The following is a 26227-nucleotide window of genomic DNA, read 5'->3' as shown; positions in this document are numbered from 1 at the left end:
AGCGAATTGCCTGCAAACGGAATGTGTTGATCTCGATTGCATTGCGGCGAAACGCCTCGCCCCAGGTCTTGTGCCTAGCGGTGCAACAGTTTCGCCAAGCCATCTTGGGCCAGACGCTGCGTCAATTCTGCTGTCGTCATCTCAACCCCCAACCTGAATGCCTGCCCGGCCCAGAGGTTGCTGAAATCCGCTTCGCCCTTTGCCCGCAACGGCATCAACGCCCCACCTGCCAACGGGAAGGCCGGTGCTTTATCGCAGATCGGTCCGAGTTCGCGCATCACGCGATTGAGAATCCCGCGTGCCGGGCGGCCGGTGAAAATGTTGGTGACGGCAGTCTCGCTTTCTTTGGCCGTGCGCAACGCCTTGTGGTGAGAGGCGCTGACCTTGGCTTCCGGTGTAAACAAATACGCCGTGCCCACCTGCACCGCGGACGCGCCCAACAGAAACGCCGCCGCCACGCCCCGTGCATCGGCAATGCCGCCAGCGGCAATCACCGGCACTTTCACCGCGTCGACAATTTGCGGCAGCAGCGCGAAGAGGCCCACCTGGCTGCTCAAATCGTCGCTGAGAAACATGCCCCGATGGCCGCCAGCTTCGTAACCCATGGCGATGATCGCGTCACAGCCATGCTGCTCAAGCCAGACGGCTTCTTCGACTGTCGTCGCCGAAGACAACACTTTCGCCCCGGTTGCCTTGACGCGATCCAGCAGGGATTTTTCCGGTAGGCCGAAGTGAAAGCTCACCACTTCGGGACGACATTCTTCGATCACTTCACAGGTCGCGTTATCGAACGGCGCACGATTGGACACGGGCGTCGGTGCGTCGAAATCCACGCCGAGTTCGCGGTAGTAGGGTTCCAGCAGATTCTTCCAGTCCCGGGCACGTTGCTCGTCGGCAGGGGGCGGCTGATGGCAAAAGAAGTTGACGTTGATCGGGCGTTGAGTGTGTTGGCGAATGGTCTTCAATTCTTCGCGCAACTGCTCGGTGGTCAGCATGGCCGCGGGCATCGAGCCCAGGCCGCCGGCATTGCTCGCGGCGATGACCATGGCCGAACCGGTTGCGCCAGCCATCGGAGCCTGGATGATCGGCAGTTCGATCCCCAGCAAATCGATAATTCGGGTATCTGGCCATTGGCTCATTTCAAGGTTCTCCGGGTCATAACGGGGCAGGGCTGCAGGACGGGACTTGTATCAGCAAAGGCAGGCGCAAGACCCATCGGGTTTCAGGATGGGGCATTCCTGGATTGGCTTAAAGTCGGGTACGGCAAAAGGTTGCAGTGTGATATTCCAGTAGCACGACAACTGAATGATCTGACAGGAGACGACAATGTTCCAAGGCATTTTGATCGACAAAGACGACAGCGGTTACCGGGCCACACTGCAAGAGATCAATGACGATCAACTGCCCGAGGGCGATGTGACAGTGCGTGTGGCGTACAGCACGCTGAACTTCAAGGACGGTCTGGCGATCACCGGCAGCAGCCCGGTGGTGCGAAAATTCCCGATGGTGCCGGGCATTGATCTGGCGGGGACTGTCGAAGTCAGTGGGCATCCGGACTACAAGGTCGGTGATCAAGTCGTACTCAATGGCTGGGGAGTCGGTGAAGGGCATTGGGGCGGATTGGCGCAGAAGGCGCGCCTGAATGGCGACTGGCTGATTCCGCTGCCTCGGGAATTCACCGCTGCCCAGGCAATGGCGATCGGCACGGCCGGTTACACGGCGATGCTGAGCATCCTGGCTTTGGAACATAACGGTGTGACGCCTGAGCAGGGTGACGTTCTGGTCACGGGTGCCAACGGTGGTGTAGGCAGTTTCGCCATCGCGCTGCTGAACAAGCTCGGCTACCGGGTGGTCGCGTCCACTGGCCGCACCTCTGAGCACGACTACCTCAAGCAATTGGGTGCCAGCGAAATCATCGACCGCGCGACATTGTCCGAGCCGGGAAAACCACTGGCCAAGGAGCGTTGGGCGGCCGTGATTGACTCGGTCGGCAGTTACACCCTGGCCAACGCCTGTGCCAGCACGAAAGCCAACGGCACTGTCGCCGCGTGTGGTCTGGCGCAAGGCATGGACTTTCCGGCGTCTGTCGCCCCGTTCATTTTGCGCGGCGTGACCCTGGCCGGAATCAACAGCGTGACCCAACCCAAAGCCAAGCGGGTATTGGCATGGAACCGTCTGGCCAAGGATCTGGACTTTGCCTTGCTGCCGCTGATCAGCCACGAAATCGGTTTGAGTGAGGCGATCGATGCGGCACCGCGATTGCTCGCCGGTCAGCTGCGTGGCCGTGTGGTGGTGGATGTGAATCGCTAAAAGCAAAAATCGCAGCCTGCGACTGCCGCAGGCTGCGATCTTTTTATTTATTGGCTTTCGCGCTCCAACAACTGCCGCTTGCGCTCCACGCCCCAACGATACCCCGACAAGTTGCCGTCACTGCGCACCACGCGGTGGCACGGGATCGCCACCGCCAGGCTGTTCGCGCCGCAGGCCTGGGCCACGGCGCGCACCGCTTTCGGCGAGCCGATACGCTGCGCGATGTCGGCGTAGCTGGCGGTGCTGCCGACAGGAATCTCCCGCAGGGCTTGCCAGACGCGCTCCTGAAACGCCGTACCGCGCACATCCAGAGGCAAGTCCAGGCCAATGGCCGGCGCTTCAATAAACCCGACAACCTGGGCGATCAATTGCTCGAACCCGTGGTCGGCGCCGATCAGGTTGGCCCGCCGAAACTTGTCCTGCAGGTCGCACACCAGTTGGTGCGGATCATCACCCAGCAGAATCGCGCACACACCGCGTTCGCTTTGCGCCACCAGAATCGCCCCTAAAGAACACTGGCCGACGGCAAACCGAATGTCGTTGTTCTGGCCTTCGGCGCGGTAGTCGCCAGGTTTCATCCCCAACAATTGATCCGCCGCCTCATAAAATCGGCTATTGGAATTGAAACCGGCGTCATACAAGGCATCGGTCACCGAGCCTCCATCGATCAAGCGTTGGCGAACCTTGCGTGAGCGGTGGGCCGTGGCGTAGCCCTTGGGCGTCAATCCGGTCACGGCTTTAAACACTCGGTGAAAGTGGAAGCTGCTCAGGCCCGCCACGTCGGCCAACTCACTCAGTGCCGGCAGATGCTCTGCGGTCTCGATCTGACGGCACGCGGCAGCCACCGTTGCGGCATGTTGCGCGGCGACGTCACTTTGATCCTTCGCCGCGCGTTTGCTCGGGCGGTAGCCGGCCGCCTGGGCTTGCTCGGCGGTGTCGAAGAATTCGACGTTCTGCGGCTTGGGCAAACGCGCCAGACTGCTGGGGCTGCAATAGATGCCGGTGGTTTTCACTGCATACACAAACTGCCCGTCTGCGCGGGGATCGCGTGCGACGACGGCGGCCCAGCGCGGATCGTTTTCGGTGGCGATTCTTGTCGATTGGCGTGTCATGGCTTCTTGTCCGTTGACCTGTTTGATTCAGATTAACCAGCCGGCGCAGTCGTCGCACTCCGGGGCTTGCGGTCAAATTCGGGGATTCATTTTGCGGTACGAAATGTGAAGTTGATCCGTTGCTCGCCCATTCGCGGGTGCTGACCGTCCTTGATCGGCAAGACACCGTGATAACGCAAGCGATCAACGCCGCCCCAGACCACGATATCGCCATGCAACAGTGGTACTCGCTGGCTTTTATCGCTGCGTTCAAACCCGCCGAACAGGAACATCGCCGGCAAACCCAGGGATACCGAAACGATCGGCGCCGCGTAGGACGCTTCATCCTTGTCTTGATGCAAAGACATTTTGGCGCCGGGGACATAACGGTTGATCAGGCACGAATCGGGTACGAAACCAGCAAAACCGGCTTCGCGCGCCGCCGCTTGTGCGAGCGCCAAAAACACCGCGGGCATGGCCGGCCAGGGCGCGTCGGTTTGCGGATCATTGCGGGTGTAGCGATAACCGCTGCGGTCGGTGGTCCAGCCCCAGGTGCCGCAACTGCTCATGGCTGCCGACATGATGAAGCCGCCGGGCGTGACCATCTGCCGAAGCGGCGCGGCGGCCAGAACCGCTTCCAGTGCAGGCAGCAAACGATCCAGCCAGGGCAGGGCAAAGCCTCTCAGTACGCAAGACTGTTCGCCGATCTGCTCGCGCCGAGGTAGCTGCTCGGGCTCGGCGTCGGCAAACAGGTCGAATGTGCTCGGGGTCATGGGGTCATGTCGCATCGTGAAAGATGATTCCAAGGGTATGCCGTTTTCCGCTGTGCAGGCGACTGACCCCGTGGCGCAACGTGACCCGGTAGAAACCGCGAACGCCTTTGACCGGCCGTTGGTTGACGGCAAAGATCAGCCCGTCACCTTTCTTCAGGCCAATCACCTGGGGGCGAGACTGCATCCGTGGCCGTTGCTCGGTCAGTACAAACTCGCCGCCGGTGAAATCTTCGCCTGGCTCTGACAGAAGAACCGCCACTTGCAGTGGAAAAACGTGTTCACCGTACAGATCCTGATGAAGGCAGTTGTAGTCCTGTGGCCCATATTGCAGCAACAACGGCGTTGGGCGCTCCTGACCGGCGGCATGACAGCGCTCAAGGAACGCCTCGTGCCCGGGAGGGAAACGGATCGGCAAGTCCATCTGCTCGTACCAGCGATTGGCAATCGGCACCAGTCGCGGGTAGAGCGCATTGCGCATTCGGCAGACGAGATCCGGTAGCGGATAGCGGAAATATTTGTACTCGCCGCGGCCAAAGCCGTGGCGGGCCATCATGACCTGTGAGCGGAAAGGCTCTGGTTTCGCATAGAGCGCGCTGATGTCGTCACACTCTTCGGCACTCAGCAATGACCGGATGATGGCGCAGCCATCCTGATCGAGTTGCTGGTACAGGCTGTTCCAATCGAGTGCATCGAGCGTACGCTCGTTAAACATGTGCTGACTCCTTAACCCAGGGTTGAGGTGGCCAGTCTAGGGAACGCTGCCGTCGTGAACACTCCGGCGCTTGCGGTCGAATTCAACGGACGGAGCAGACATCCCGGTTGTCGCTCCGAATCCCGTTACAGCGCTTTGCTGACGCTGATCTCGCTGATGACGTCTTCGCCCTGGCCATGAATGGCGTCCAGCGCGGCTTTGGCTTCTGCTTCGGTGCCGTTTTCAAGCTGGGCAAATTCGAAGCGGCGTTCGCCGTTGAGTTTGTATTTGATGACGTACTTGGTTGTTTGGGTCACGGTCATATCTGCCTGTGTTCGAGTCGGGCGGTGCTCAGCTCAGTTTCGTGGTGGAGCGGCGGATGATCTTGATCGAGTGGGACAAGGTCGGTTTGCGGGTCACGCTGATCGCCCGACGGTTGACGGTGTCGATGGTGATGTTCCAGAAACCGGTGCTTGGTGCAGTAATTCGGGCTGGGAAGGTGTCGAATGCACCACCATGGTAAGTGTGACGGCCACCATTCTTGAAGCTGCGGAAATTGGCGTCGTTCATCAAGCGGATGTTGCACATTTGCGAGCACTGGATGACGACGATGTCGTCTTCATTGAGGTGCTCGCGCTGGTGGATAAATTTCATGAGGCGCCTCCAGAAGGGCTTTTTCTACAAAATCAAAACGATAGCATGGGCGATGGGCGCAGTTTATCAGCCCGAACGGGTTATTATCCGGTCGTCGGGCTCCGCTTTGACAATTAAAAACAGTTATTCGGAATTCTATGAGCGATAAAAGCAGTGGGCCTCGGAGAAAACCAGCGTTTGTGCTGTCGGAGGGGCTTTATCGGAGGTTTTTTATGAAGTGGGGTGCGTGGGTTTTGCCATTGGCGTTGGCGATGAGTGGTTGTGCGAGTGTCTCGGAAATCAACGAGACGCTGCCCACCATGAACGTGATTTCAGGCAAGAAGCCCCATGAGTACGCGCAATGCCTGACCGAGAAACTGGCCGGCAGCCGCGGTGCCCTGCAAGTCGAGCCCCAGGGCAAAGACGGTGTGCGGGTCATCGTGCCGCAGAAGTTTTCCTCAGGTCCGGCCGCTGTATTTGATATCGAAGAACGCTCCAGTGGCAGCAGCATCAAGCTGCATGAGCGCATCTCCAATGTGCCGTTACGCCCCATGGATGTGCGCGATGCCGCCACGGCGTGCATTTCCGGCTGATAGACTGGCGACAGTCAGCATCGATGCCGTCAAAGCAACGCTTTGGCGGCATTGTCATTTCTGGAGTCGAGCATGAAGCGAGAGCAGGTACGGGAACGGCACGCAGAGGGTCACATCTCTGCTACCCATGTGATTCAAAATCCGGCTGATCCGGGGGAATGGATCGTGTTTTTCAAGAAAAGCGCCGGACGCAGCTATTTTCTGGTGGACGATAACGATGAAGTCGAATCCTTCAGTCGTCTCGACGATCTGATCGAGACCGTGCGCGGTCTCGGGATCAAGTTCGCCGAAATTCACATGTAGGGCAGGGCGCCTTACTTGCAGACCACCACGACGCTGCGGTTTTTGTAGTTGCCTACGTCGACGCCGAGGGTCTTGTCGCTTTCCTTGGTCGACGGGGTTCCGTCGGTGCCAACGATTCGATAGCCGGTGCCGGCGCAGGAGGCATCGGCTTTTTCATAGCAGGAGGCCCAGGAGTTGGCTTCGCCGGAGCAGTCGATGGACAGGCCTGTTTCGCCATTGCCCAGGTAAGTCTTTTCAGAGGTGGCGCAGCCACTCAGGGCCAATATCGCAATCAAAGGCAAAAATCTATTCATGTCGTTGTCGTCGTCAGGGTGATGGGCTAAGCCTGTGACAGCGCCGGAATCAAAAGGTTATAGCGAAAGGCCACTTCGTTTCATCCAATCACAAAAAAGCCCTGCGCGAGGCAGGGCTTGGTCATGCAAATCGGCTCCGGATCAGGACTTGTCCTTGCCGCGACGCTTGGGCTCCGGGTGTTCGAGTTCCAATACAGACGCCACTTCAATCGCCAACGCTTCAGTCGGGAATGGCCCGGCGATATTCTCGCCGCTGACGCTGGCTACCCACCACTGGCCGTCTTTCTCTTGATTGATCAGGAACCCGTTGACACTTTTTGCTACCGACATCTATCTGCCTCGTTGGCTGGTTCAATTGCGCAATGATAACGCCAAACGCACGCAACCGGTGTTGATGGGTGTAGGGTGGGTGCGATTGCATGCTCGGTTGTCACCTGTGCAGCCCCGAAAATCTGCTATCTATAAGAGGCATCGCGACGTTCTGCGGAACTATCCGCAAGAATATTTCTCTATGTTGGCATCGGTTAGCCAGTGCGGGGCATTGTAAGGTGCACGCCGCCTGATTAGACTGCGCCGAAACTCGTACACACAGCCCTTTCAAGGACTTTTATGATCAAGAAATGCTTGTTCCCAGCAGCCGGTTACGGTACTCGCTTCCTGCCAGCGACTAAAGCCATGCCCAAAGAAATGCTGCCGGTGGTAAACAAGCCACTGATCCAGTACGGCGTCGAAGAAGCTCTGGATGCCGGTTTGACCGAAATCTCCATCGTTACCGGTCGTGGCAAGCGCGCCCTGGAAGACCACTTCGACATCAGCTACGAGCTGGAAAACCAGATCAAGGGCACCGACAAAGAGAAATACCTGGTCGGTATCCGCAAACTGCTCGACGAGTGCTCTTTCTCCTACACTCGCCAGACCGAAATGAAAGGCCTGGGTCATGCCATCCTGACCGGTCGTCCGCTGATCGGCGACGAACCTTTCGCCGTGGTGTTGGCGGATGACTTGTGCGTCAACCTCGACGGTGACGGCGTACTGACGCAGATGGTCAAGCTGTACAAACAGTACCGCTGCTCGATCATTGCGATCCAGGAAGTCGATCCGCAGGAAACCAACAAGTACGGTGTAATTGCCGGTGACCTGATCGGTGATGACCTCTACCGCGTTCGCAACATGGTCGAGAAACCAGCCCCGGAAGACGCTCCGTCGAACCTGGCGATCATCGGTCGTTATATCCTGACCCCGGACATCTTCGACCTGATCAAGCAAACCGAGCCAGGCAAGGGCGGCGAGATCCAGATCACCGACGCCCTGATGAAGCAGGCGCAAAACGGTTGCGTCATTGCCTACAAGTTCAAAGGCAAGCGTTTCGACTGCGGTGGCGCTGAAGGCTACATCGAAGCAACCAACTTCTGCTTCGAGAACTTCTACAAAACTGGCAAGGCTTACTGATAGCGTTTGACCTGCTTGTTTCTTAAAAGCCACCTTCGGGTGGCTTTTTCATTTTCCGGCCCCATATCGTTTGCAGCGCTTGCCCAACGGACGTCTGCGGGTATGCTGTTTGCCTGCCGAGGAGATTGAAAATGGCCTACGATTTTGACCTTTATGTGATTGGTGCCGGTTCCGGCGGTGTGCGGGCTGCGCGATTCGCGGCCGGGTTTGGCGCGAAAGTGGCCGTGGCCGAGAGTCGCTATCTGGGCGGTACGTGCGTGAACGTCGGCTGCGTGCCGAAGAAGTTGCTGGTCTACGGAGCGCACTTCGCCGAAGACTTCGAGCAGTCTTCGGGCTTTGGCTGGACGCCGGGCGAAGCACAGTTTGATTGGGCGACGCTGATTGCCAACAAGGATCGCGAGATCAATCGCCTGAACGGTATCTATCGCAACCTGCTGGTCAACAGCGGTGTGACCTTGCATGAAGGCCACGCGAAGATCGTCGATCCTAATACGGTCGAGATTAATGGCGAGCGCTTCACTGCAAAGAACATCCTGATCGCCACGGGCGGTTGGCCGCAGATTCCGGAGATTCCGGGGCATGAACATGCGATCAGCTCCAACCAGGCATTCTTCCTCAAAGAGCTGCCTAAGCGCGTTCTGGTTGTGGGTGGCGGTTACATTGCCGTTGAATTCGCCGGTATTTTCCACGGCCTGGGCGCCGAAACCACGTTGCTGTATCGCGGGGATCTGTTCCTGCGCGGTTTCGACGGTGCGGTGCGCAAGCACTTGCAGGAAGAGCTGACCAAGCGTGGCATGAACCTGCAATTCAATGCCGACATCGAGCGCATTGAAAAGCTCGCCGACGGCAGCTTGAAGGCTACGCTCAAGGACGGTCGCGAACTGGAGGCGGATTGCGTGTTCTACGCCACTGGCCGACGTCCGATGCTGGACAACCTGGGGCTGGAAAACACCGGGGTCAAACTCGACAAGAAAGGCTTCGTCGAGGTCGATGAGCAATACCAGACCGCCGAACCGTCGATCCTCGCGCTGGGCGATGTGATCGGCCGGGTTCAGCTCACGCCGGTTGCGCTGGCTGAAGGCATGGCCATTGCGCGTCGCTTGTTCAAGCCTGAGCAGTATCGCCCGGTGGATTACAAGATGATCCCGACGGCCGTGTTCAGCTTGCCGAACATCGGCACAGTCGGCCTCACGGAAGAAGAGGCTCGCGAGGCCGGCCATGACGTGGTGATTTTCGAAAGCCGTTTCCGCCCGATGAAGCTGACCCTGACCGAATGTCAGGAGCGCACGCTGATGAAGCTCGTGGTGGACGGCAAAACCGACAAGGTGTTGGGTTGCCACATGGTCGGGCCGGATGCCGGCGAGATCGTGCAAGGTCTGGCGATTGCCTTGAAGGCGGGCGCTACCAAGCGCGACTTCGACGAAACCATCGGCGTGCACCCGACGGCTGCCGAAGAGTTCGTCACCATGCGTACACCGGTCGCGGGTTAATCGGCCTTGGCTGCGTCTGGCGCTGTCGCAATGACCGCTGCCAGGCGCACGCTTTCATCGAGGCTCGCCTGAGTCTTCAGTAATTCAATTTCCAGCGCTTTGTTTATCTGCGACTGCTCCTCGACGTTCTGCTTCAGCGACTGGCTCTCCAGCAGAGCTGCGCGCAGGCGTTCCTGGAGGAGAGTGCGTTCGCTGTCGATCCGGTTGACCTGTTCCAGCAGTTGATCCTGGCGGGTATGGGTGTGCTTGAGTTGGTCCTGCAACAGGCTCAGCTCGCGCAATGTGCCGCGGTTTTCGGTCAGCAGGCGTTCGTTGTCGCGGTGCAACTGGGTGATTTCATCCTGGCGCACCAGGGCGCTTTGCTGGGCCTGGCGCAATTCCATCTGAATCTGCTGCACCTGGCCTTCATGGCGGCTTTGTTCCTGCTCGCGCTGCTCTTTGACGGCGTTGCGATAGTGCTCAAGTGCGTCACGGGCGTGCAGGTGTTTTTCCTCAAGGGAGCGGATCTGCTCGTCCTTGTCCTGCAAGCGCAACTCGAAATCAGCGAGCGCCTGGTTCATTCCGGCGTTGCGGGTTTGCTCGGTCTGCAGCATCGACAGGGTGTTTTGCAGGGTTTCGGACTCCTGCGTCAGTGCCAGGGTTTGAATCTCGTACTGTTGCTGCAATTCGCTGTTGGCTTCCTGGGCGTCTGTCAGTTGGCTTTCCAGGTCTTTTCGTTGCTGTTCGAACTGCGCGCGTGCCTGATCGATGGGTTCCTGCGCCTGCTCTTTGAGCCGTTGCGCAAGGCGCGAGACCAGTCCTGCCAGCTCGTCATCGATGGGTTCGGAGGAGGGCGCTACCGGCTCGGCGCCGTCATCCAGCTCCTTCAAGTACCGGTGAATAGTGGTTTTCGAGCCGGTATTGCCCATTTCGATCCGTACTGCATCGATGCTGGGGTTTTCACCGCGAGCCAGAATTGCCAAGCGTGCCGCTTGCACCACTGCTTTGTTAACACCACCGCGTGCCATGAACTCTCCTACGATTTCGTACTGTGGTACGTACCACTAAAGTACACAATGTACCACGCCAATAAATAACATTAAATACGCAAAGTATTCACACGGGATATACTGGTATTACCCAATGTGATGCGCTTTGGCGCGGCTTTTCAGCCAAGAAATCAGTACGCCGTCGAGAAGTAAGCCCATGAGCGATCTGGATCGTTACCTGCAAGCCGCCACGCGCGACAACACTCGCCGAAGCTACCGGGCGGCCATCGAACATTTCGAAGTCGATTGGGGCGGGTTTCTACCGGCCACGGCTGACAGCGTTGCGCGTTATCTGGTGGCGTATGCGGGTGAGTTATCGATCAATACGTTAAAGCTGCGGTTGTCGGCGCTGGCGCAGTGGCACAACAGCCAGGGGTTTGCCGATCCGACCAAGGCGCCCGTGGTGCGCAAAGTCTTCAAAGGCATTCGTGCGCTGCACCCGGCACAGGAGAAGCAGGCTGAGCCATTGCAGCTTCAGCATCTGGAGCAAGTGGTGGCCTGGCTTGAGCAGGAGGCACAAACCGCGAAATCAAAAGACGATCGACCGGCGCTGTTAAGAGCCCGGCGCGATAGGGCGCTGATCTTGCTGGGCTTCTGGCGCGGTTTCCGCAGCGACGAGTTATGCCGCCTACAGATTGAGCACGTACAGGCCAGTGCCGGTTCAGGCATCACCCTGTATCTGCCTCGCAGCAAGAGCGACCGCGAAAACCTTGGCAAGACTTACCAGACACCGGCGTTGCAGCGATTGTGTCCGGTGCAGGCATACATCGACTGGATGACCGAGGCCGCATTGGTGCGCGGGCCGGTGTTCCGTGGCATCGACCGCTGGGGCCATTTGAGCGAAGAGGGCTTGCACGCCAACAGCATCATCCCGTTATTGCGCCAGGCGCTGGAGCGCGCCGGCATTGCGGCCGAGCACTACACCAGCCATTCGTTGCGACGGGGTTTTGCCACGTGGGCCCATCAAAGCGGTTGGGATTTGAAATCGCTGATGAGTTACGTCGGCTGGAAGGATATGAAATCGGCCATGCGTTACGTAGAAGCCAGTCCGTTTCTGGGGATGACGCGGATTTCGGAAAAGCCGTTGGCGCCCTAGATACCTTTTCCTTCTATTAATACTGTCTGCTAATAGCGAAAACCAATCAGCAGCATGAGGTTTGCCAATGAGCCATCCGTCCGTCGAGTGGGTAGAGTTCACTCCATCAACTTCTTAACCCCTGACGGAGAGTCAACGATGCCTATCATCAACAGCCAAGTTAAACCATTCAAAGCTGACGCATTCAAAAACGGCGACTTCGTAAAAGTCTCGGACGCTGACCTGAAAGGCAAGTGGTCGGTTGTGTTCTTCTACCCAGCAGACTTCACCTTCGTTTGCCCGACTGAACTGGAAGACCTGGCTGACAACTACGACGCGTTCCAGAAACTGGGCGTCGAGATCTACAGCGTTTCCACTGACACCCATTTTGCCCACGCTGCCTGGCACAACACTTCGCCAGCCATCGGCAAAATCCAGTACACCATGATCGGCGACCCGACCCACGCTATCTCCCGCAACTTCGACGTACTGATCGAAGAAGCTGGTCTGGCTGACCGTGGCACCTTCGTGATCAACCCTGAAGGCCAGATCAAGATCGTTGAATTGAACGATGGCGGCGTTGGCCGTGACGCTTCCGAGCTGCTGCGCAAAATCAAGGCTGCCCAGTACGTCGCTGCTCACCCAGGCCAGGTTTGCCCAGCCAAGTGGAAAGAAGGCGAGGCCACTCTGGCTCCGTCCCTGGACCTGGTCGGCAAGATCTAAGTCTGTGACACGCTTCAAAGGGCGGAACTCCGCACCTACTCAGTAAGCTGCACCGCCCAATAGAAAAGCCCGGGCGAGATTCGCTCGGGCTTTTTTTCGCCTCAAGAAAAGCAAAGGAAATCGCCCGTATGTTGGACGCCAATCTTAAAGCCCAGTTGAAATCGTACCTGGAACGGGTCACCCAGCCGATCGAGATCGTTGCATCCCTCGACGACGGTGCGAAATCCCGGGAAATGCTCGAACTGCTGAAAGACGTTACCAGTCTTTCCAGCCAAATTACTTTGCTCGACAACGGTGACGACACGCGTAAACCATCGTTCTCGATCAATCGCCCCGGTGCCGACATAAGCCTGCGTTTCGCCGGCATCCCGATGGGCCACGAATTTACCTCGCTGGTGCTGGCCCTGCTGCAAGTCGGTGGCCACCCTTCGAAAGCCAGTGCGGAAGTGATCGAACAGATCCGCTCGCTCAAAGGCCAGTTCAGCTTCGAGACTTACTTCTCGCTGTCCTGCCAGAACTGCCCGGACGTCGTTCAAGCGCTGAACCTGATGGCCGTGCTCAACCCGAACATCCGTCACGTCGCTATCGACGGCGCGTTGTTCCAGGCCGAAGTCGATGATCGCAAGATCATGGCCGTGCCAAGCATTTACCTGAACGGCGAGATTTTCGGCCAGGGCCGCATGGGCCTGGAAGAAATCCTCGCCAAGATCGACACCAGCGGTGCCGAGCGTCAGGCCGAGAAAATCAGCGCCAAAGAAGCCTTTGATGTGCTGGTGGTCGGCGGTGGTCCGGCTGGTGCTTCGGCAGCGATCTACGCCGCCCGTAAAGGCATTCGCACCGGTGTGGCGGCTGAGCGTTTTGGTGGGCAGGTGCTGGACACTATGGCCATCGAGAACTTCATCTCCGTGCAGGAGACCGAAGGGCCGAAACTGGCGAGCGCGCTCGAAGAGCACGTCAAGCAATACGACGTCGATATCATGAACCTGCAACGGGCCACCGCGCTGATCCCGGCGAAGAATCCCGGCGAGTTGCACGAGGTTCGCTTCGAAAGTGGCGCGACCCTCAAGACCAAGGCACTGATCCTCGCCACCGGCGCCCGCTGGCGTGAAATGGGTGTGCCGGGCGAGCAGGAATACAAAGCCAAAGGCGTGTGCTTCTGCCCGCACTGCGATGGTCCGCTGTTCAAAGGCAAGCGCGTAGCGGTGATCGGCGGCGGTAACTCCGGCGTTGAAGCGGCGATCGATCTGGCCGGTATTGTCAGCCACGTCACGCTGCTGGAATTCGACAGCAAGCTGCGCGCCGATGCGGTGTTGCAACGCAAGTTGTTCAGCCTGCCCAACGTCGATGTCATCACCAGCGCACTGACCAGTGAAGTGAAGGGTGACGGCCAGAAGGTGACCGGGCTGGTCTACAAGGATCGCGATTCGGGTGAGTTCAACACGGTGAACCTTGAAGGTATCTTCGTGCAGATCGGTCTGCTGCCTAACACTGACTGGCTCAAAGGCACCATCGAGTTGTCGCCTCGCGGCGAGATCATCGTCGATGCCCGTGGTGAAACCTCGATGCCGGGCGTGTTCGCCGCCGGTGACGTGACGACCGTGCCGTACAAGCAGATCGTGATTGCAGTAGGCGAGGGCGCCAAGGCTTCCCTGAGTGCATTCGATCACTTGATCCGGACATCGGCCCCGGCATAAACCGGACGCTGAAAACACAAAACCCCATGAGTGATCATGGGGTTTTTTGTGTCTTGCACAGTCCAGAATGTGGGAGCGAGCCTGCTCGCGATAGCGGTGTGTCAGACGACTCAAGTGTTGAAGTTGAGTCCGCATCGCGAGCAGGCTCGCTCCCACAGGGAGACGGTGTCGTACATTACAACGGCGCTGGCTGGATGATCTCGACCCAGTAAGCATCCGGGTCCTTGATGAATGCCAGGCTCTTCATGCGGCCGTCGTTCAGGCGCTTCTGGAAATCGCAGCCCAGCGCTTCGAAGCGTTCGCACGCAGCGACGATGTCCGGGACCGAGATGCAGATGTGGCCGAAACCGCGCGGGTCGGTGTTGCCGTTGTGGTAGGCGAAATCAGCATCGTTTTCGGTGCCGTGGTTGTGGGTCAGCTCAAGGATGCCGGGGATCGACTTCATCCATTGGGTGCGGGCTGCGGCATCGGCCGGGATCTGGTTCTTGTCGACCAGCGCCAGGAAATACAGGCTGAACTCGGCTTCCGGGAAGTCGCGCTTTTCCACCAGCGAGAAACCGAGGACCCGCGTGTAGAAATCCAGGGACTTGGTGATGTCTTTGACCCGCAGCATTGTGTGGTTGAACACGAAGTTCTGCGTTGCGGTGTCAGGTTGGGCGGTGACGCCTGGGAAGGTGTTCAATTCGTGCAGGCTCATGGGCCCTCCGGAAAATAAGTGGGGCTAACGAATGACGCCAATGATACGCAAGGGCGCAGGCATCACCAAACCCAAACCACCCGCTATTGCCTGACAGGCGGACGAGGCTCAGACTTTATCGCTCAATCCGTGAGTATTCATTGCAATGACCCGATCCTGTAAATCGCTGTTCGTTCTGATTTTCCTGTTGTCAGGCGCTACCTGTGCTCATGCGGATGCGCCGATCGTGACCTGGCCAGATGGCTGGGAAGTCGAAGCGACCCCGCCAGATCAGGCCACGCCTCAAGTGTCCCGGCAGCGCGCGGTGAAAAACGATCAGGGCGGTGCGCCGTTGATGGTCATGGAGTTGACCATGACGACAGTGGAAAGCGGTCATCAGGTCAATCTGCAAGGTGTGCTGCTGGAAATGCGCAAGTCCGTGCAGAAGGACTTCTTTCAGGGCGGCTATCAAAGCGTGTGCAACAAAATCCATCCGGCAACGTTGAGTCGTCTGGCGGCACTGGAAACTACCTGCACCATTACGCAGAACGGACGCCACGTGCTTTCGCAAACATTGGTCGCGGCGGTGGATGCCGATAAGGCTTATGTTCTTTCGTACGCAGGGCAGGCAGAGGCTTACAAGGCAAGCCTGGGTGAAATAGAGGCTGCTCGTAACAGCTTGAAACTTTAGATAACGGTTTGCACGGTCGTGCATTTCGCAATGTTTAGATACCCAAAGGGATTAAGCACAAAGTTAGTCGATATGTAGCGAATTGATCGATTTCAATCGTTGCATTTAACAGGTATCCATAAAAAAGCCCTGCTTGATGCAGGGCTTTTTTTGTCACCGCGAGTGCTTAGCCGCGAAGCCAGGAGTCAACGGTGGAAGCACCGTATTGTTCCTTCCAGGCTTTCAGGCCGCGGTGGTTGCCGCCCTTGGTTTCAATCAGTTCACCGGTGTGCGGATTCTGATAAACCTTGACCACGCGAGCGCGGCGGGTTTTCGGCGCGGCGGCCTGCTGCAGACCGGATTTTGCCGGGTTCGGATCGAGAATGGCGATGATGTCGCGCAAGCTCTTGCCGTAGGTTTTCATCAGCCCCTGGAGCTTTTCTTCGAATTCGATTTCTTTCTTGAGCCCGGCATCGTTCTTCAGGGATTCCAGCTGCTTGAGCTGCTCTTGAAGGGCCTTTTCAGCTGCACGAAATTCAGCGAGTCTGGACAATATCTTTACTCCAATAGTGTGTTTGGCTGATACCAACCGCAAACAAAGCTATAAGCCAAGAGCCTTGTAGCGACTCGGTGATAGTGGCTCACCTGCCAATTTATAGCAGGCATGAAAAATTGTAGTAGTTAATGAGCAAAGAGTAAATCCTGACTTTTTCTTCATGTAACGAGAGTAGTCTTTTGATTCAATTTGGTGCGCATCGCCGTTGTCTCGTCGCTTAATGCCATTAGTTAATGGTGACTTAATGCCTTAATGAAGTCTTCACCGGGCATCGGCCTGCCGAACAGATATCCTTGCAGAAAGTTCACGCCATGGGCGGTGAGGTAGTCACTTTGCTCTTCGGTTTCCACGCCTTCGGCGACGATGCCCAGATCGAGCTTGGCGGAGAGTTCGATGATGGTGTCCAGAATGTGCCGGGAGAGGGCGTCGGCGCCGATCAGGGCGACAAAGCTCTGGTCGATTTTCAGGAAGTCGACATTGAACTGGCGCAGATAACCCAGGCTTGAATGACCGGTGCCGAAGTCGTCGATGGCGATCATCACGCCCAGCGCATGAAGTTGCTCGAACAACTGCAGCGTGATGGCGGTGGGCTCGATCAGTTCACGCTCGGTCAGCTCCAGTACCAGGTGAATGGAGCCCGGCGCAAAGTTGCCCAGAAATGTCCGGCAATCTTCGACCAGTTCCAGGTTCTTGCAATGGCTGGCAGTGATGTTGATGCCCACGTGAAACGGGCTTTCGAATGAGGTCGACAAGGGCGCCAGCAATGCGGCGGTTTGCTGCATTAAAGAACGGGTCATGGGCACGATAAGCCCGGAGTGCTCGGCGAACGGAATAAACAGATCGGGACGAACCAGCCCTTCCTTCGGGTGCTTCCAGCGCATCAGCACCTCGGTGCCTGACCATTTCTTGCTGTCGCCATGAACCACCGGCTGAAAGTAAGGAATGAACTCCGCCGCTTCCAGCGCACGCTGTAGCTCATGACTCGGCGATGAAGAGCGCTTCTGCAGAATGTGCCCGATGGAACCTGACACCACGCCGAAGAAGATCAACAAACTGAACAGCGGCGGATACTCGCTACTCATGTAGCGCCACGTTTCGCCTTCGGGAAATCCGGCTGTTACAGAGAACGCGTAGCGCGAGGAACCGAGTCTGGTTTGCGCCACGGGCAAAGTGGGGAGGGGGTCTTGATGGAACTGGCCATCGGCCGTCAGCCAATGGGGGCCGACTTGCAGCATCAGTATTGTCGAGCGGCCGATCATGCGCAGTACGTTGCTCAAGTGATAACCGTCCAGCGTGCTCAGCGCGCCTTTTTTTCCTTCGCCGATGCGGTACACCAACACCGCGGAATCGGGCGTGACCAGATTGCCTTTCATCAGTTGCAACGTGCCGTTGCTGTAGTCGCCCACCTCGATTTTTTCGCGAAAGTCGCCGAACAAAGAACTGCAGTAATTGGTGTCGTCCCACACCAGATTGGTCGAGCGCACAAACGGGCGGCGGGTGACTTGCTCGCGTAAGGCCAGATTGACGTCAATACAACTTTTCCCGGCCAGCGGCAGCAATTCGCGTGCGGCCTGCGCGGTGTTGTCGAGCATCAGTTCGAATTGGCGGATGGCTTCTTCGGCGGTCAGTCGGGTGCTTTGCTCAAGCGCGCGCTCAGCTTGCAGGTAAAGAATGGCGAACCCGAGCAACATCGGGAGCAAACCACTCAATACGGTGACAATAATCCGTCTGCCGCGTTGGCGGCGGGTTTTTACAGTCAGTGGCATTTGCGAAACCTGTAGCGATGAAATAGGGCTCTCAAATGCAGGCAGGACAACGGCACGCCTCCCCAAAAGAGTTCGGTCAGAGGCCATGATAGTTGGCCTTTGTGGCTTATGCCGCTCAACGGTAGGCCAGACTTGTGGCCAGTTTGATAAAGGCCAATGCCGCCGGTGAGCTCTGGCGTTGGTCGAGCACGGCCAGGCCGACCTGGCGTGCGATCGCTGGCGACAGTGGTTTTTTCAGGTAGCGGTCGTCGTGATGCGTGGGCAGCGAGCCTTCGGCGACCACGGTCAAGGCATCGCCCCGGCCAACGGTATCCAGCGTGCTGAGCAACTGCGAGCAGCGATAACGAATGTTCGGCGTCAACCGCGCGGCACTGAACAAACGGGACACCAGCTCCGAAGAGCCGGCCTCGGTCAGCACGAAAGGGTCGTGACACAAATCGCCCAAGGTCAGGCTGGCATGAGCCGCCAGCGGATGATGGGCGGGCAGCAACGCGACCATCTGGTCCTCGAACAACGCAAAGGTGTCGAAGCGTTCTTCGGGCAACACCACGAAGCCGATGTCGATGCGTCGCTCCTCCAGCCACTGGATCACCTGGCGGTCGGGGCCTTCATCAATGTGCACCTCGATGCCGGGGTGAGCGGCGCGGTAGTGCTGCAGGATCGTCGGCAACAACTTGATCGATGAGGTCGGGCCGAACGAGCCGATGCGCAATGTGCCGCGTTTCATGCCGCGGGCATCCGCTGCTTCCTGGCGCAAGGTGTTGGCCAACCCGAGCATTGCCCGGGCGCGCAACAGCAGCTGTTGGCCGATGTCACTGAGTTCGACCTGAGACTGATGCCGCCGCAGCAGTTCGACGCCCAGTTCCTGTTCCAGCGACTTGAGGGCGTGAGACACAGCAGATTGAGAAATGCCCAGACGATTGGCCGCCGCCGTAAAGCCGTGGAGTTCGGCAACGAGCGAGAAGATCTCCAGCTGAGTGAGGGTCATGAGCTTTTACTCATTTTACGATGATCGAATATTAGCGAAATGATACGCCATCGAATCGATCTGTCGTTCTGGAGACTTATGACTGCATGTGAGCAAAGCCTGTCGGAGCCTTCCGATGTCGCGGTTTATTTCAAACTCGCGGCGGTCACCATGATTTGGGGCGGCACCTTCGTCGCGGGACGGTTTCTGGCGGACAGCCTCAGCCCGTTGTTCGCTGCCAGCCTGCGTTTTTTGCTGGCCAGCGCGGCGCTGCTCCTGTTTTTGCTGCTCGCGCGCATTCCACTGGCCCGGCCGAGTCCTCGGCAATGGTTGCAACTGGCGTTGTTGGGCTTTTTCGGGATTTTTTTCTACAACCTGTGCTTCTTCTATGGCCTGCACTACATCAATGCTTCGCGGGCGTCATTGATCGTGGCGCTGAACCCGGCCGTGATCGGACTGGCCTCGTGGCTGTTGTTCAAGGAGCGCTTGAGTCGAGCGAAAGTCATCGGCATCGCGATCTGCATTGCCGGGGCAAGCCTGGTGATTGTCAGTCGTCATCCGCAGTTGCTGACCGGTCAGGCGGATGCCTGGATTGGCGATCTGTTGATTTTCGGCTGCGTGCTCGGCTGGGGCATTTACTCACTGTTCTCCAAAGATCTGAATCAAACCCTGGGGCCGGTGCAAACGGTGACGTATTCGATTTTGCTGGGCACGGTGATGCTCTGGGTGGCCAGTGCCGTCAGGGGCGAGGTGAGTGTCGTGGCACTGGTCAGCCTTGGCCCGTCGCAATGGTTGAGCCTGATGTATCTGGGCGTGTTGGGCTCGGCGCTGGCGTATATTGGCTATTACGACGGCCTGCGCAAAATCGGCGCGACCCGTTCCGGGGTGTTCATCGCCTTGAATCCGCTGACCGCTGTCATCCTGGGTGCGTTGCTGCTCGGAGAGCAATTGACCCTGACGATGTGTCTGGGCGGCGGGCTGATTCTGGCGGGGATTTTCCTCTGCAACAAACCCCTTGCGCGAGCAGGGAAAAAGGGGATTTGATACAGAAGGCGGACAAATCTATTTACGCTGTGTAGAATCCGGTTACGCATATAAGAATAAATAGCTTCTGGCAGCAGAAGCCTCGCCCGTAATAGCCTTGGGTCGACAATGAAGAGTTTTGGGTTTCAATTGATCTACGGTGACTTCCTCGCGCGCAGCGTGCGGGGCATCTCCTGCGCGCCACCCGCCGGTCTCAGCATTGCCAGCAACTAACGATTCGTTAATTGACCAGAAAATGATGAGGCGCCGACCATGGCAGATTTATACGAAAACCCGATGGGCCTGATGGGCTTTGAATTCATTGAATTCGCATCGCCAACCCCGAACACGCTGGAGCCGATCTTCAAGATCATGGGCTTCACCAAAGTCGCGACCCACCGTTCCAAAGACGTGCACCTGTATCGCCAGGGCGCGATCAACCTGATCCTCAACAACGAACCTCACAGCGTCGCTTCGTACTTCGCGGCCGAGCACGGCCCGTCGGTGTGCGGCATGGCGTTCCGCGTCAAGGATTCGCAAAAGGCCTACAAGCGTGCACTGGAACTCGGCGCTCAGCCGATCCACATCGAAACCGGCCCGATGGAACTGCACCTGCCGGCGATCAAAGGCATCGGCGGCGCGCCGCTGTACCTGATCGACCGTTTCGGTGAAGGCAGCTCGATCTACGACATCGACTTCGTGTTCATCGAAGGCGTTGACCGCAACCCGGTCGGTGCCGGCCTGAAGATCATCGATCACCTGACTCACAACGTGTATCGCGGCCGCATGGCGTACTGGGCGAACTTCTACGAGAAGCTGTTCAACTTCCGTGAAATCCGCTACTTCGACATCAAGGGCGAATACACCGGCCTGACCTCCAAGGCGATGACCGCACCGGATGGCATGATCCGCATCCCGTTGAACGAAGAGTCCTCCAAGGGCGCCGGGCAGATCGAAGAGTTCCTGATGCAGTTCAACGGCGAGGGCATCCAGCACGTGGCGTTCCTCAGCGACGATCTGATCAAGACCTGGGATCACCTGAAAAGCATCGGCATGCGCTTCATGACGGCGCCACCGGAAACCTATTACGAAATGCTTGAAGGCCGCTTGCCGAACCACGGCGAACCGGTTGATCAACTGCAAGCGCGAGGCATCCTGCTGGACGGTTCGTCCGAGTCGGGCGACAAGCGTCTGCTGTTGCAGATCTTCTCGGAAACCCTGATGGGCCCGGTATTCTTCGAATTCATCCAGCGTAAAGGCGACGACGGGTTCGGCGAGGGCAACTTCAAGGCGTTGTTCGAATCGATCGAGCGCGACCAGGTTCGTCGTGGCGTGCTCTCCACCGACTAAGTTGATCCACCGATAAAAACTGTGGGAGTGAGCCTGCTCGCGATAGCGGTGTGTCATACGACTTAAATGTTGTCTGACACACCGCTATCGCGAGCAGGCTCACTCCCACATTTGTTTTTGCACAGGCCTTAAGGGCGGCGTTGTCGCATCATGTGCTTGAACCCTTCGAACATCAGCACCAGCACCGCCATCCAGATTGGAATGTAGGTTAGCCATTCCCCGGTCTTGATGCTTTCCCCGAGCAGCAACGCAACGCCAAGCAACAGCACCGGCTCGACGTAGCTCAACAGCCCGAACAGGCTGAAGGGCAACAGCCGGCTGGCGATGATGTAGATCACCAGCGCCGACGCACTGATCACGCCGAGAAGCGGGATCAACAGTGACAGCCACGGATGCTGATCAAACACATTGAAACCTTGCTCGCCGGTCTGTACGAACCAGAAGGCCACCGGCAGCGTCAACGCCATGTCCAGCCACAAGCCGCCGAGGTTGTCCGTCGCCAGTCGCTTGCGCAGGATGAAATACGTTGGATAGCCGATGCATACCAGCAACGTCGCCCAGGAAAAACCACCGACCTGATACACCTCGTTGATCACACCGAGGCAGGCAAAAAACACGGCAATTTTCTGTAGATAGGAGAGGCGCTCACCGTAGGCGAGCCGTCCGGTCAGGACCATGGTCAGTGGCAACAGGAAATAGCCCAGCGACACATCAAGGCTGTAGCCGTTGAGCGGCGCCCACATGAACAGCCAGAGTTGCACGCCCAGCAGGGCCGAAGAGGCGATCAGGGCGGCAATCAGTTTCGGCTGGGCGATGGCTCGGCGAACGAGCTCGACCACACGCTTCCATTCGCTGGAGACCACCATGAACACGGTCATGCACGGCACTGTCAGCAGCATGCGCCAGCCAAAAATTTCCACACCGCTCAACGGGTTGAGCAGTGAGGTGTAGTAATACATGACGGCAAACAGCACAGAGGCCGAAACCGATAGAGCGATACCTTTAGACAAACTGTCCTCGCGAAGTTGAACGTGAAACGGGGTGCGGAGGATACGTGGTTTTTGTGCTGAATATTGTTCGGATGATCAATATTTACAACACGGCAATACCCTGTGGGAGCGAGCCTGCTCGCGATGGTGTATCAGCCACATCGGTATCAACTGACAGATCATCGCGAGCAGGCTCGCTCCTACAGTGGTTATGTGTTTCTTCAGGCGTTGCGCGGTTTACGGCCCGACACGAAATGGCTCACGTCATTGAACCCTGGCGTGGACGCATGCCCCGGTGTCACCAGCGAGTCGATAAACGCTTCATCCTGCGCCGTGATCTTCACCGCCTGCGCCTTAGTGTAGGCATCCCATTGCTCTTCGGTACGCGGCCCGACAATGGCCGAGGTGACGGCACTGTTGTTCAGCACCCAGGCAATCGCGAACTCGACGATACCGATACCACGATCTTGCGTGTATTGCTGGATCTGCTGGGCGATACGCAGGGATTCGACGCGCCATTCGGTTTCCAGAATACGTTTGTCGGCGCGCCCGGCGCGGCTGTTGGCATCCGGTTTTACATCCGGCGCATATTTGCCGCTGAGCACGCCGCGCGCCAGCGGGCTGTAAGGCACAACGCCCAAGCCGTAATTCTGCGCGGCGGTGATCTGTTCGGTTTCGGCCTGGCGATTGACGATGTTGTACAGCGGCTGGCTGATGACAGGGCGGTCGACACCCAGTTGGTCGGCCACGCGAATGACCTCGGCGATGCGCCAGCCACGGTAGTTCGACAACCCCCAGTTGCGGATTTTGCCCTGGCGAATCAGGTCGCCGATGGCCGACACCGTCACTTCCAGCGGCGTGTTGTGGTCTTCGCGGTGCAGGTAATAGAGGTCGACGTAGTCGGTGCCCAGGCGCGTGAGGCTGGCATCGATGCCATTGAAAATGTGCTTGCGGCTCAGGCCGCTGCGGTTCGGCACACCGTCCACCGGGCCGAAACCGACTTTGGTGGCGAGCACCCATTCGTGGCGGTTGCCGGCGATCGCTTCGCCGACGATCTCTTCAGAGCGACCGTTGGTGTAGACGTCGGCGGTGTCGATGAAATTGATGCCCTGGTCCCAGGCCTTGTCGATGATCCGCAGGGAATCTTCGGTGCTGGTCTGTTCGCCGAACATCATGGTCCCCAGGGTCAGGGTGGACACCTGCAATCCCGAGTGACCCAGCGTGCGGTAGCTCATGACGAAATCCTTTTACCAGTGGGAAAGGCTCAATCAAATACCAGAACAACCGCATGGGGCAAACACAATTATTGCCCCCCCACAATCAAATGTGGGAGCGAGCCTGCTCGCGATTGCGGTTCAACATTCAACAGCTATGTTGACTGACACTCCGCTATCGCGAGCAGGCTCGCTCCCACAGGGGACAGGTGTCAGACGCGCAGGGTGCGGGTCATGCGCAACGCCAGCAGGCTGCCGCAGACAATCACGCCCGCCAGCAAGTACAACGCGGCATCGGTCGAGCCAGTAGTGTCCTTGACCCAACCGACCAGGTACGGGCTGAGGAAGCCGGCCATCTGGCCCATCGAGTTGATCAACGCCAGACCACCGGCAGCCGCGCCGGCGCTCAGCAGTGCGGTCGGCACCGGCCAGAACATCGGCAGGCCGGTGAGGGCGCCCATGGTGGCGATCGTCAGGCCAAGGATGGCGATGGCAGGCGTGGTGGCGAAGTTCACGGCGATCAGCAGGCCCACTGCGCCCATCAACATAGGCACCACCAAATGCCAGCGACGTTCTTTGCGCAAGTCCGCCGAGCGGCCGACCATCAACATGAACACAGCCGCCAGCAGGTACGGGATCGCACTCAGCCAGCCGATCACCAGGTTATCGTTGAAACCCAGGTTCTTGATGATCGACGGCAGCCAGAAGTTGATCGCGTAGACCCCGCTCTGGATGCAGAAGTAGATCAAACCGAACGCCCAGATCGCCGGGTTCTTGAACACCGCCAGCAGCGAGTCGGTGGTGGTTTTCGGTTTGTTGGCCAGGTCTTCAGCGTGGTCGGCTTCCAGCACTGAGCGCTCGAACGGCGTGAGCCATTTGGCGTTGGCGTAACTGTCGCTCAGCAGGAAGTAGGCGAGGGCGCCGAGGATCACGGTCGGGATGCCTTGCAGCAGGAACATCCACTGCCAGCCGGCCAGACCACCCTGGCCCGCAGCGAAGTGGTTGAGGATCCAGCCAGAGAACGGGCTGCCGAGCAGGCCGGACACCGGGATCGCCGACATGAACAGTGCCATGATTCGGCCACGGCGGAAGGTCGGGAACCACTGCGAGAGGTACAACACCACGCCCGGGAAGAACCCGGCTTCGGCCGCGCCGGTGAACAGGCGCAAGGTGTAGAACTCGGTCGGGGTGGTGACGAACAGCAGGCAGGTCGACAGCGTGCCCCAGGTGATCATCATCAGCGCGATCCAGCGGCGCGGGCCGAATTTGGTCAGCGCCAGGTTGCTCGGTACGCCGCACAGCACGTAGCCGATAAAGAAGATCCCGGCGCCGAGGCCGTACACGGTTTCACTGAATTTCAGCGCGTCGAGCATCTGCAGCTTGGCAAATCCAACGTTCACCCGGTCGAGGTAGTTGAACAGGTAGCAGATGAAGATGAAGGGGATCAAACGCAGGGTAATGCGTTTGTAGACGGCATTTTTTTCGTCAACGATGGCCTGGGTAGCGGCGGCGCTCTGTGACATGGCGGGCTCTCTCTTTATTATGATTTTTTGCGATGCAAAGGGTAACGTTGATCGCCCTGAGAGTCTCGACCACCCTCAGGGCTGCTGTCTTTGTGCCTGAGCACAGGGTTTGCAACCAAGCCCTGTGCGGGTGAACAACCGCGCTTTGAAGGACCACCACAATGTTCGAACTTGATCACGACCTGGCCCAGGACATCGTCGACCGGGCGATGGCCATCCTGCCTTACAACGTCAACGTCATGGACAGCCAGGGGTTGATTCTCGGCAGTGGTGAACCGGAGCGGGTCAACACCCGGCACGAAGGCGCGCAACTGGTGCTGGCCAACGGGCGGGTGGTGGAAATCGATGCTCAAACCGCTATCCACCTCAAGGGCGTACAACCGGGTATCAACCTGCCGCTGTTGCTCGATCAACGGCTGATTGGTGTGCTCGGCATCACCGGCGAACCCGAGCAATTGCGCACCTACGCCGAACTGGTGCGCATGACCGCCGAGATGCTGGTGGGCCAGCGCAATCAGCAGGCCGAACAGCAATGGCGGCGCCAGCGTTGCGATGACTTGCTGGCGTTGCTGCTCAGCGAGGCAGGGGATTCGCCGCGCTTGATCGATGAGGCGCAACAGCTCGGGCTCAAACCGCAACTGACGCGGGTGCCGTATTTGTTCGAGCTGGGAATGGAGCACGGTCCGGGGCAAACCGTCGACGCACTCAGCGCCTGGCTGACCTCGCGCTACCCGGACAGTTGGTGCGTGAGTTCGGCCAAGTCGTCGTTGCTGTGGTGCCGGCCGGCCAACCAGGCGATCGAGAACGACCGCTTGCTGGAAAAGCTCGACGGCCTCGGCTGGAATATCTTGCGCATCGCCGTGGGCGGGCAGGCCGATGGCTTGTCGGGTTTGCGCCGTTGCTATCGGCGGGTCGGCGACTTGCTGGCCTATGGGCGCGATGTACTGCCGCATTCGCGTCTGTTGACGCTGACCCGCTATCGATTGCCGGTGATGCTCTGGCGCCATCGCAACGACGATGCGCTGGACGAATTGCTCAAACCCTTGCGCAAAGTCATCGCCAAGGACGGCAACGGCCAATTGCTGGCGACGTTGCGCAGTTGGTGCGATCACGACGGCCAGAGCCAGGCCTGCGCCGATGCGCTGGGCATTCACCGCAACAGCCTGCGTTACCGGATGGAGCGGATTGCCGAGCTCAGCGGCGTCGACCCGTTGCGCCTCGATGGCATGCTGGCGCTGTACCTCGGCGTGCAGCTACTCCCACAAACCGACGCAAATCCATGACGTTGTGAACACGTCCTTGTAGGAGCCGGCTTGCCGGCGATGGCGTCCTCGAAATCGCCATCGC

Annotated in this window: 28 protein-coding genes; 12 read left to right on the top strand and 16 right to left on the bottom strand. The window is 58.4% G+C overall.

The genetic code is table 11. The annotated features are described in order from the left end of the window. Window positions 1-74 precede the first annotated feature (74 nt). Entirely contained in the window at window positions 75-1139 is a 1065-nt protein-coding gene (locus KGB27_RS00140; RefSeq protein WP_223449922.1) for an NAD(P)H-dependent flavin oxidoreductase, read from the bottom strand. Between the two features lie 187 nt (window positions 1140-1326). Between KGB27_RS00140 and KGB27_RS00135 the strand changes: the two genes are divergently transcribed. Continuing rightward, window positions 1327-2310, top strand: a complete 984-nt coding sequence (locus tag KGB27_RS00135) for an MDR family oxidoreductase (RefSeq protein ID WP_223552361.1) — start codon at window positions 1327-1329, stop codon at window positions 2308-2310. 47 nt (window positions 2311-2357) lie between these two features. Here the strand turns inward: KGB27_RS00135 and ada are convergent, their stop codons facing one another. From ada to KGB27_RS00110, 5 genes are all read right to left on the bottom strand, one after another. Continuing rightward, window positions 2358-3422, bottom strand: a complete 1065-nt coding sequence (ada, locus tag KGB27_RS00130) for a bifunctional DNA-binding transcriptional regulator/O6-methylguanine-DNA methyltransferase Ada (protein WP_008031054.1) — start codon at window positions 3420-3422, stop codon at window positions 2358-2360. 86 nt (window positions 3423-3508) lie between these two features. Next, window positions 3509-4189 carry a DNA oxidative demethylase AlkB gene (gene alkB / locus KGB27_RS00125; protein ID WP_223552360.1) on the bottom strand — a complete coding sequence of 227 codons (681 nt, stop codon included), beginning with the start codon at window positions 4187-4189 and terminating at the stop codon, window positions 3509-3511. Next, on the bottom strand, window positions 4179-4886 hold the full coding sequence (locus tag KGB27_RS00120; RefSeq protein WP_223552359.1) for a 2OG-Fe(II) oxygenase: 708 nt from the start codon (window positions 4884-4886) through the stop codon (window positions 4179-4181). The genes alkB and KGB27_RS00120 overlap by 11 nt, the downstream gene beginning before the upstream one ends. A gap of 125 nt (window positions 4887-5011) precedes the next feature. Next, window positions 5012-5182 carry a hypothetical protein gene (locus tag KGB27_RS00115; RefSeq protein WP_162130704.1) on the bottom strand — a complete coding sequence of 57 codons (171 nt, stop codon included), beginning with the start codon at window positions 5180-5182 and terminating at the stop codon, window positions 5012-5014. A 34-nt stretch (window positions 5183-5216) separates the two neighbouring features. Further along, window positions 5217-5519 carry a DUF1883 domain-containing protein gene (locus KGB27_RS00110; protein ID WP_008031060.1) on the bottom strand — a complete coding sequence of 101 codons (303 nt, stop codon included), beginning with the start codon at window positions 5517-5519 and terminating at the stop codon, window positions 5217-5219. Between the two features lie 212 nt (window positions 5520-5731). On the opposite strand from KGB27_RS00110, the gene KGB27_RS00105 reads away from it, so the two are divergent. Both KGB27_RS00105 and KGB27_RS00100 read left to right on the top strand, forming a co-directional pair. After that, the gene (locus KGB27_RS00105) at window positions 5732-6091 is read left to right on the top strand and encodes a hypothetical protein (protein WP_192227053.1); all 360 of its coding nucleotides are present in this window, start codon (window positions 5732-5734) and stop codon (window positions 6089-6091) included. A 72-nt stretch (window positions 6092-6163) separates the two neighbouring features. After that, on the top strand, window positions 6164-6394 hold the full coding sequence (locus tag KGB27_RS00100; RefSeq protein ID WP_008031064.1) for a hypothetical protein: 231 nt from the start codon (window positions 6164-6166) through the stop codon (window positions 6392-6394). A gap of 11 nt (window positions 6395-6405) precedes the next feature. Here KGB27_RS00100 and KGB27_RS00095 read toward each other — a convergent pair whose 3' ends face one another. Together KGB27_RS00095 and KGB27_RS00090 are read right to left on the bottom strand one after the other, a co-directional pair. Beyond that, window positions 6406-6687: a hypothetical protein gene (locus KGB27_RS00095; RefSeq protein ID WP_008036896.1), complete on the bottom strand. Its 282-nt coding sequence runs from the start codon at window positions 6685-6687 to the stop codon at window positions 6406-6408. A 141-nt stretch (window positions 6688-6828) separates the two neighbouring features. Beyond that, complete coding sequence (locus KGB27_RS00090; RefSeq protein WP_223435790.1) at window positions 6829-7017, bottom strand: hypothetical protein; 189 nt, start codon at window positions 7015-7017, stop codon at window positions 6829-6831. Between the two features lie 279 nt (window positions 7018-7296). Between KGB27_RS00090 and galU the strand changes: the two genes are divergently transcribed. Then, window positions 7297-8136 (top strand): UTP--glucose-1-phosphate uridylyltransferase GalU, encoded by an 840-nt coding sequence (galU, locus tag KGB27_RS00085; RefSeq protein WP_008036893.1) that lies wholly within the window; start codon window positions 7297-7299, stop codon window positions 8134-8136. Between the two features lie 131 nt (window positions 8137-8267). Then, entirely contained in the window at window positions 8268-9626 is a 1359-nt protein-coding gene (gorA, locus tag KGB27_RS00080; RefSeq protein WP_223552358.1) for a glutathione-disulfide reductase, read from the top strand. Here the strand turns inward: gorA and KGB27_RS00075 are convergent. Beyond that, window positions 9623-10633: a DNA-binding protein gene (locus tag KGB27_RS00075; RefSeq protein ID WP_223552357.1), complete on the bottom strand. Its 1011-nt coding sequence runs from the start codon at window positions 10631-10633 to the stop codon at window positions 9623-9625. The two genes, gorA and KGB27_RS00075, sit on opposite strands and share 4 nt — an antisense overlap. A gap of 178 nt (window positions 10634-10811) precedes the next feature. Between KGB27_RS00075 and KGB27_RS00070 the strand changes: the two genes are divergently transcribed. The 3 genes from KGB27_RS00070 to ahpF all read left to right on the top strand — a co-directional run bounded on the left by KGB27_RS00070 (window position 10812) and on the right by ahpF (window position 14146). Then, window positions 10812-11750, top strand: coding sequence for a site-specific integrase (locus KGB27_RS00070; RefSeq protein WP_192416223.1), 939 nt, complete (start codon window positions 10812-10814; stop codon window positions 11748-11750). 138 nt (window positions 11751-11888) lie between these two features. Next, on the top strand, window positions 11889-12452 hold the full coding sequence (gene ahpC, locus KGB27_RS00065; protein WP_007975937.1) for an alkyl hydroperoxide reductase subunit C: 564 nt from the start codon (window positions 11889-11891) through the stop codon (window positions 12450-12452). 128 nt (window positions 12453-12580) lie between these two features. After that, entirely contained in the window at window positions 12581-14146 is a 1566-nt protein-coding gene (ahpF, locus tag KGB27_RS00060; RefSeq protein WP_207284414.1) for an alkyl hydroperoxide reductase subunit F, read from the top strand. 175 nt (window positions 14147-14321) lie between these two features. Here ahpF and gloA read toward each other — a convergent pair whose 3' ends face one another. After that, entirely contained in the window at window positions 14322-14843 is a 522-nt protein-coding gene (gene gloA, locus KGB27_RS00055; RefSeq protein WP_008031081.1) for a lactoylglutathione lyase, read from the bottom strand. Window positions 14844-14988: 145 nt separating this feature from the next. Between gloA and KGB27_RS00050 the strand changes: the two genes are divergently transcribed. After that, a complete protein-coding gene (locus tag KGB27_RS00050; RefSeq protein WP_223552356.1) occupies window positions 14989-15513 on the top strand; it encodes a DUF4946 domain-containing protein in 525 nt (174 codons plus the stop codon). Between the two features lie 166 nt (window positions 15514-15679). On the opposite strand, the gene KGB27_RS00045 is transcribed toward KGB27_RS00050, so the two are convergent. From KGB27_RS00045 to KGB27_RS00035, 3 genes are all read right to left on the bottom strand, one after another. Then, the gene (locus KGB27_RS00045) at window positions 15680-16045 is read right to left on the bottom strand and encodes a histone-like nucleoid-structuring protein, MvaT/MvaU family (protein WP_008031084.1); all 366 of its coding nucleotides are present in this window, start codon (window positions 16043-16045) and stop codon (window positions 15680-15682) included. A 233-nt stretch (window positions 16046-16278) separates the two neighbouring features. Further along, window positions 16279-17814, bottom strand: a complete 1536-nt coding sequence (locus KGB27_RS00040) for an EAL domain-containing protein (RefSeq protein WP_008036877.1) — start codon at window positions 17812-17814, stop codon at window positions 16279-16281. Window positions 17815-17929: 115 nt separating this feature from the next. Further along, window positions 17930-18802, bottom strand: coding sequence for a LysR family transcriptional regulator (locus KGB27_RS00035; RefSeq protein WP_223552355.1), 873 nt, complete (start codon window positions 18800-18802; stop codon window positions 17930-17932). A 78-nt stretch (window positions 18803-18880) separates the two neighbouring features. Between KGB27_RS00035 and KGB27_RS00030 the strand changes: the two genes are divergently transcribed. Both KGB27_RS00030 and hppD read left to right on the top strand, forming a co-directional pair. Beyond that, complete coding sequence (locus KGB27_RS00030) at window positions 18881-19825, top strand: DMT family transporter (RefSeq protein WP_223552354.1); 945 nt, start codon at window positions 18881-18883, stop codon at window positions 19823-19825. Between the two features lie 252 nt (window positions 19826-20077). Continuing rightward, window positions 20078-21154 (top strand): 4-hydroxyphenylpyruvate dioxygenase, encoded by a 1077-nt coding sequence (hppD, locus tag KGB27_RS00025; protein ID WP_008031092.1) that lies wholly within the window; start codon window positions 20078-20080, stop codon window positions 21152-21154. A gap of 128 nt (window positions 21155-21282) precedes the next feature. Here the strand turns inward: hppD and rarD are convergent, their stop codons facing one another. The 3 genes from rarD to KGB27_RS00010 all read right to left on the bottom strand — a co-directional run bounded on the left by rarD (window position 21283) and on the right by KGB27_RS00010 (window position 24880). Continuing rightward, window positions 21283-22164 (bottom strand): EamA family transporter RarD, encoded by an 882-nt coding sequence (rarD, locus tag KGB27_RS00020; protein ID WP_192416230.1) that lies wholly within the window; start codon window positions 22162-22164, stop codon window positions 21283-21285. A gap of 200 nt (window positions 22165-22364) precedes the next feature. Then, complete coding sequence (locus tag KGB27_RS00015; protein ID WP_223552353.1) at window positions 22365-23378, bottom strand: aldo/keto reductase; 1014 nt, start codon at window positions 23376-23378, stop codon at window positions 22365-22367. A gap of 191 nt (window positions 23379-23569) precedes the next feature. Continuing rightward, window positions 23570-24880, bottom strand: coding sequence for an MFS transporter (locus KGB27_RS00010; RefSeq protein ID WP_008031098.1), 1311 nt, complete (start codon window positions 24878-24880; stop codon window positions 23570-23572). Between the two features lie 161 nt (window positions 24881-25041). Here KGB27_RS00010 and KGB27_RS00005 point away from each other — a divergent pair, with 161 nt between their 5' ends. Beyond that, complete coding sequence (locus KGB27_RS00005; RefSeq protein WP_008036866.1) at window positions 25042-26163, top strand: sugar diacid recognition domain-containing protein; 1122 nt, start codon at window positions 25042-25044, stop codon at window positions 26161-26163. Window positions 26164-26227 lie beyond the last annotated feature (64 nt).

Source organism: Pseudomonas sp. BF-R-01 (genome assembly GCF_019946615.1).
In the GTDB taxonomy this organism is placed as follows: domain Bacteria; phylum Pseudomonadota; class Gammaproteobacteria; order Pseudomonadales; family Pseudomonadaceae; genus Aquipseudomonas; species Aquipseudomonas migulae.
This window is presented reverse-complemented; position numbering and strand designations above follow the sequence as displayed.

What these genes read in the sequence shown, in the direction of transcription:
- alkB (WP_223552360.1), bottom strand. Translation starts at nt 4,189, where the DNA reads ATGCGACATGACCCCATGACCCCGAGCACATTCGACCTGTTTGCCGAC.
- KGB27_RS00005 (WP_008036866.1), top strand. Translation starts at nt 25,042, where the DNA reads ATGTTCGAACTTGATCACGACCTGGCCCAGGACATCGTCGACCGGGCG.
- KGB27_RS00135 (WP_223552361.1), top strand. Translation starts at nt 1,327, where the DNA reads ATGTTCCAAGGCATTTTGATCGACAAAGACGACAGCGGTTACCGGGCC.
- gloA (WP_008031081.1), bottom strand. Translation starts at nt 14,843, where the DNA reads ATGAGCCTGCACGAATTGAACACCTTCCCAGGCGTCACCGCCCAACCT.
- KGB27_RS00050 (WP_223552356.1), top strand. Translation starts at nt 14,989, where the DNA reads ATGACCCGATCCTGTAAATCGCTGTTCGTTCTGATTTTCCTGTTGTCA.
- KGB27_RS00010 (WP_008031098.1), bottom strand. Translation starts at nt 24,880, where the DNA reads ATGTCACAGAGCGCCGCCGCTACCCAGGCCATCGTTGACGAAAAAAAT.
- gorA (WP_223552358.1), top strand. Translation starts at nt 8,268, where the DNA reads ATGGCCTACGATTTTGACCTTTATGTGATTGGTGCCGGTTCCGGCGGT.
- galU (WP_008036893.1), top strand. Translation starts at nt 7,297, where the DNA reads ATGATCAAGAAATGCTTGTTCCCAGCAGCCGGTTACGGTACTCGCTTC.
- KGB27_RS00035 (WP_223552355.1), bottom strand. Translation starts at nt 18,802, where the DNA reads ATGACCCTCACTCAGCTGGAGATCTTCTCGCTCGTTGCCGAACTCCAC.
- hppD (WP_008031092.1), top strand. Translation starts at nt 20,078, where the DNA reads ATGGCAGATTTATACGAAAACCCGATGGGCCTGATGGGCTTTGAATTC.
- KGB27_RS00140 (WP_223449922.1), bottom strand. Translation starts at nt 1,139, where the DNA reads ATGAGCCAATGGCCAGATACCCGAATTATCGATTTGCTGGGGATCGAA.
- KGB27_RS00095 (WP_008036896.1), bottom strand. Translation starts at nt 6,687, where the DNA reads ATGAATAGATTTTTGCCTTTGATTGCGATATTGGCCCTGAGTGGCTGC.
- KGB27_RS00100 (WP_008031064.1), top strand. Translation starts at nt 6,164, where the DNA reads ATGAAGCGAGAGCAGGTACGGGAACGGCACGCAGAGGGTCACATCTCT.
- KGB27_RS00110 (WP_008031060.1), bottom strand. Translation starts at nt 5,519, where the DNA reads ATGAAATTTATCCACCAGCGCGAGCACCTCAATGAAGACGACATCGTC.
- ahpF (WP_207284414.1), top strand. Translation starts at nt 12,581, where the DNA reads ATGTTGGACGCCAATCTTAAAGCCCAGTTGAAATCGTACCTGGAACGG.
- ahpC (WP_007975937.1), top strand. Translation starts at nt 11,889, where the DNA reads ATGCCTATCATCAACAGCCAAGTTAAACCATTCAAAGCTGACGCATTC.
- KGB27_RS00015 (WP_223552353.1), bottom strand. Translation starts at nt 23,378, where the DNA reads ATGAGCTACCGCACGCTGGGTCACTCGGGATTGCAGGTGTCCACCCTG.
- KGB27_RS00075 (WP_223552357.1), bottom strand. Translation starts at nt 10,633, where the DNA reads ATGGCACGCGGTGGTGTTAACAAAGCAGTGGTGCAAGCGGCACGCTTG.
- KGB27_RS00105 (WP_192227053.1), top strand. Translation starts at nt 5,732, where the DNA reads ATGAAGTGGGGTGCGTGGGTTTTGCCATTGGCGTTGGCGATGAGTGGT.
- KGB27_RS00090 (WP_223435790.1), bottom strand. Translation starts at nt 7,017, where the DNA reads ATGTCGGTAGCAAAAAGTGTCAACGGGTTCCTGATCAATCAAGAGAAA.
- KGB27_RS00120 (WP_223552359.1), bottom strand. Translation starts at nt 4,886, where the DNA reads ATGTTTAACGAGCGTACGCTCGATGCACTCGATTGGAACAGCCTGTAC.
- ada (WP_008031054.1), bottom strand. Translation starts at nt 3,422, where the DNA reads ATGACACGCCAATCGACAAGAATCGCCACCGAAAACGATCCGCGCTGG.
- KGB27_RS00070 (WP_192416223.1), top strand. Translation starts at nt 10,812, where the DNA reads ATGAGCGATCTGGATCGTTACCTGCAAGCCGCCACGCGCGACAACACT.
- KGB27_RS00030 (WP_223552354.1), top strand. Translation starts at nt 18,881, where the DNA reads ATGACTGCATGTGAGCAAAGCCTGTCGGAGCCTTCCGATGTCGCGGTT.
- KGB27_RS00040 (WP_008036877.1), bottom strand. Translation starts at nt 17,814, where the DNA reads ATGCCACTGACTGTAAAAACCCGCCGCCAACGCGGCAGACGGATTATT.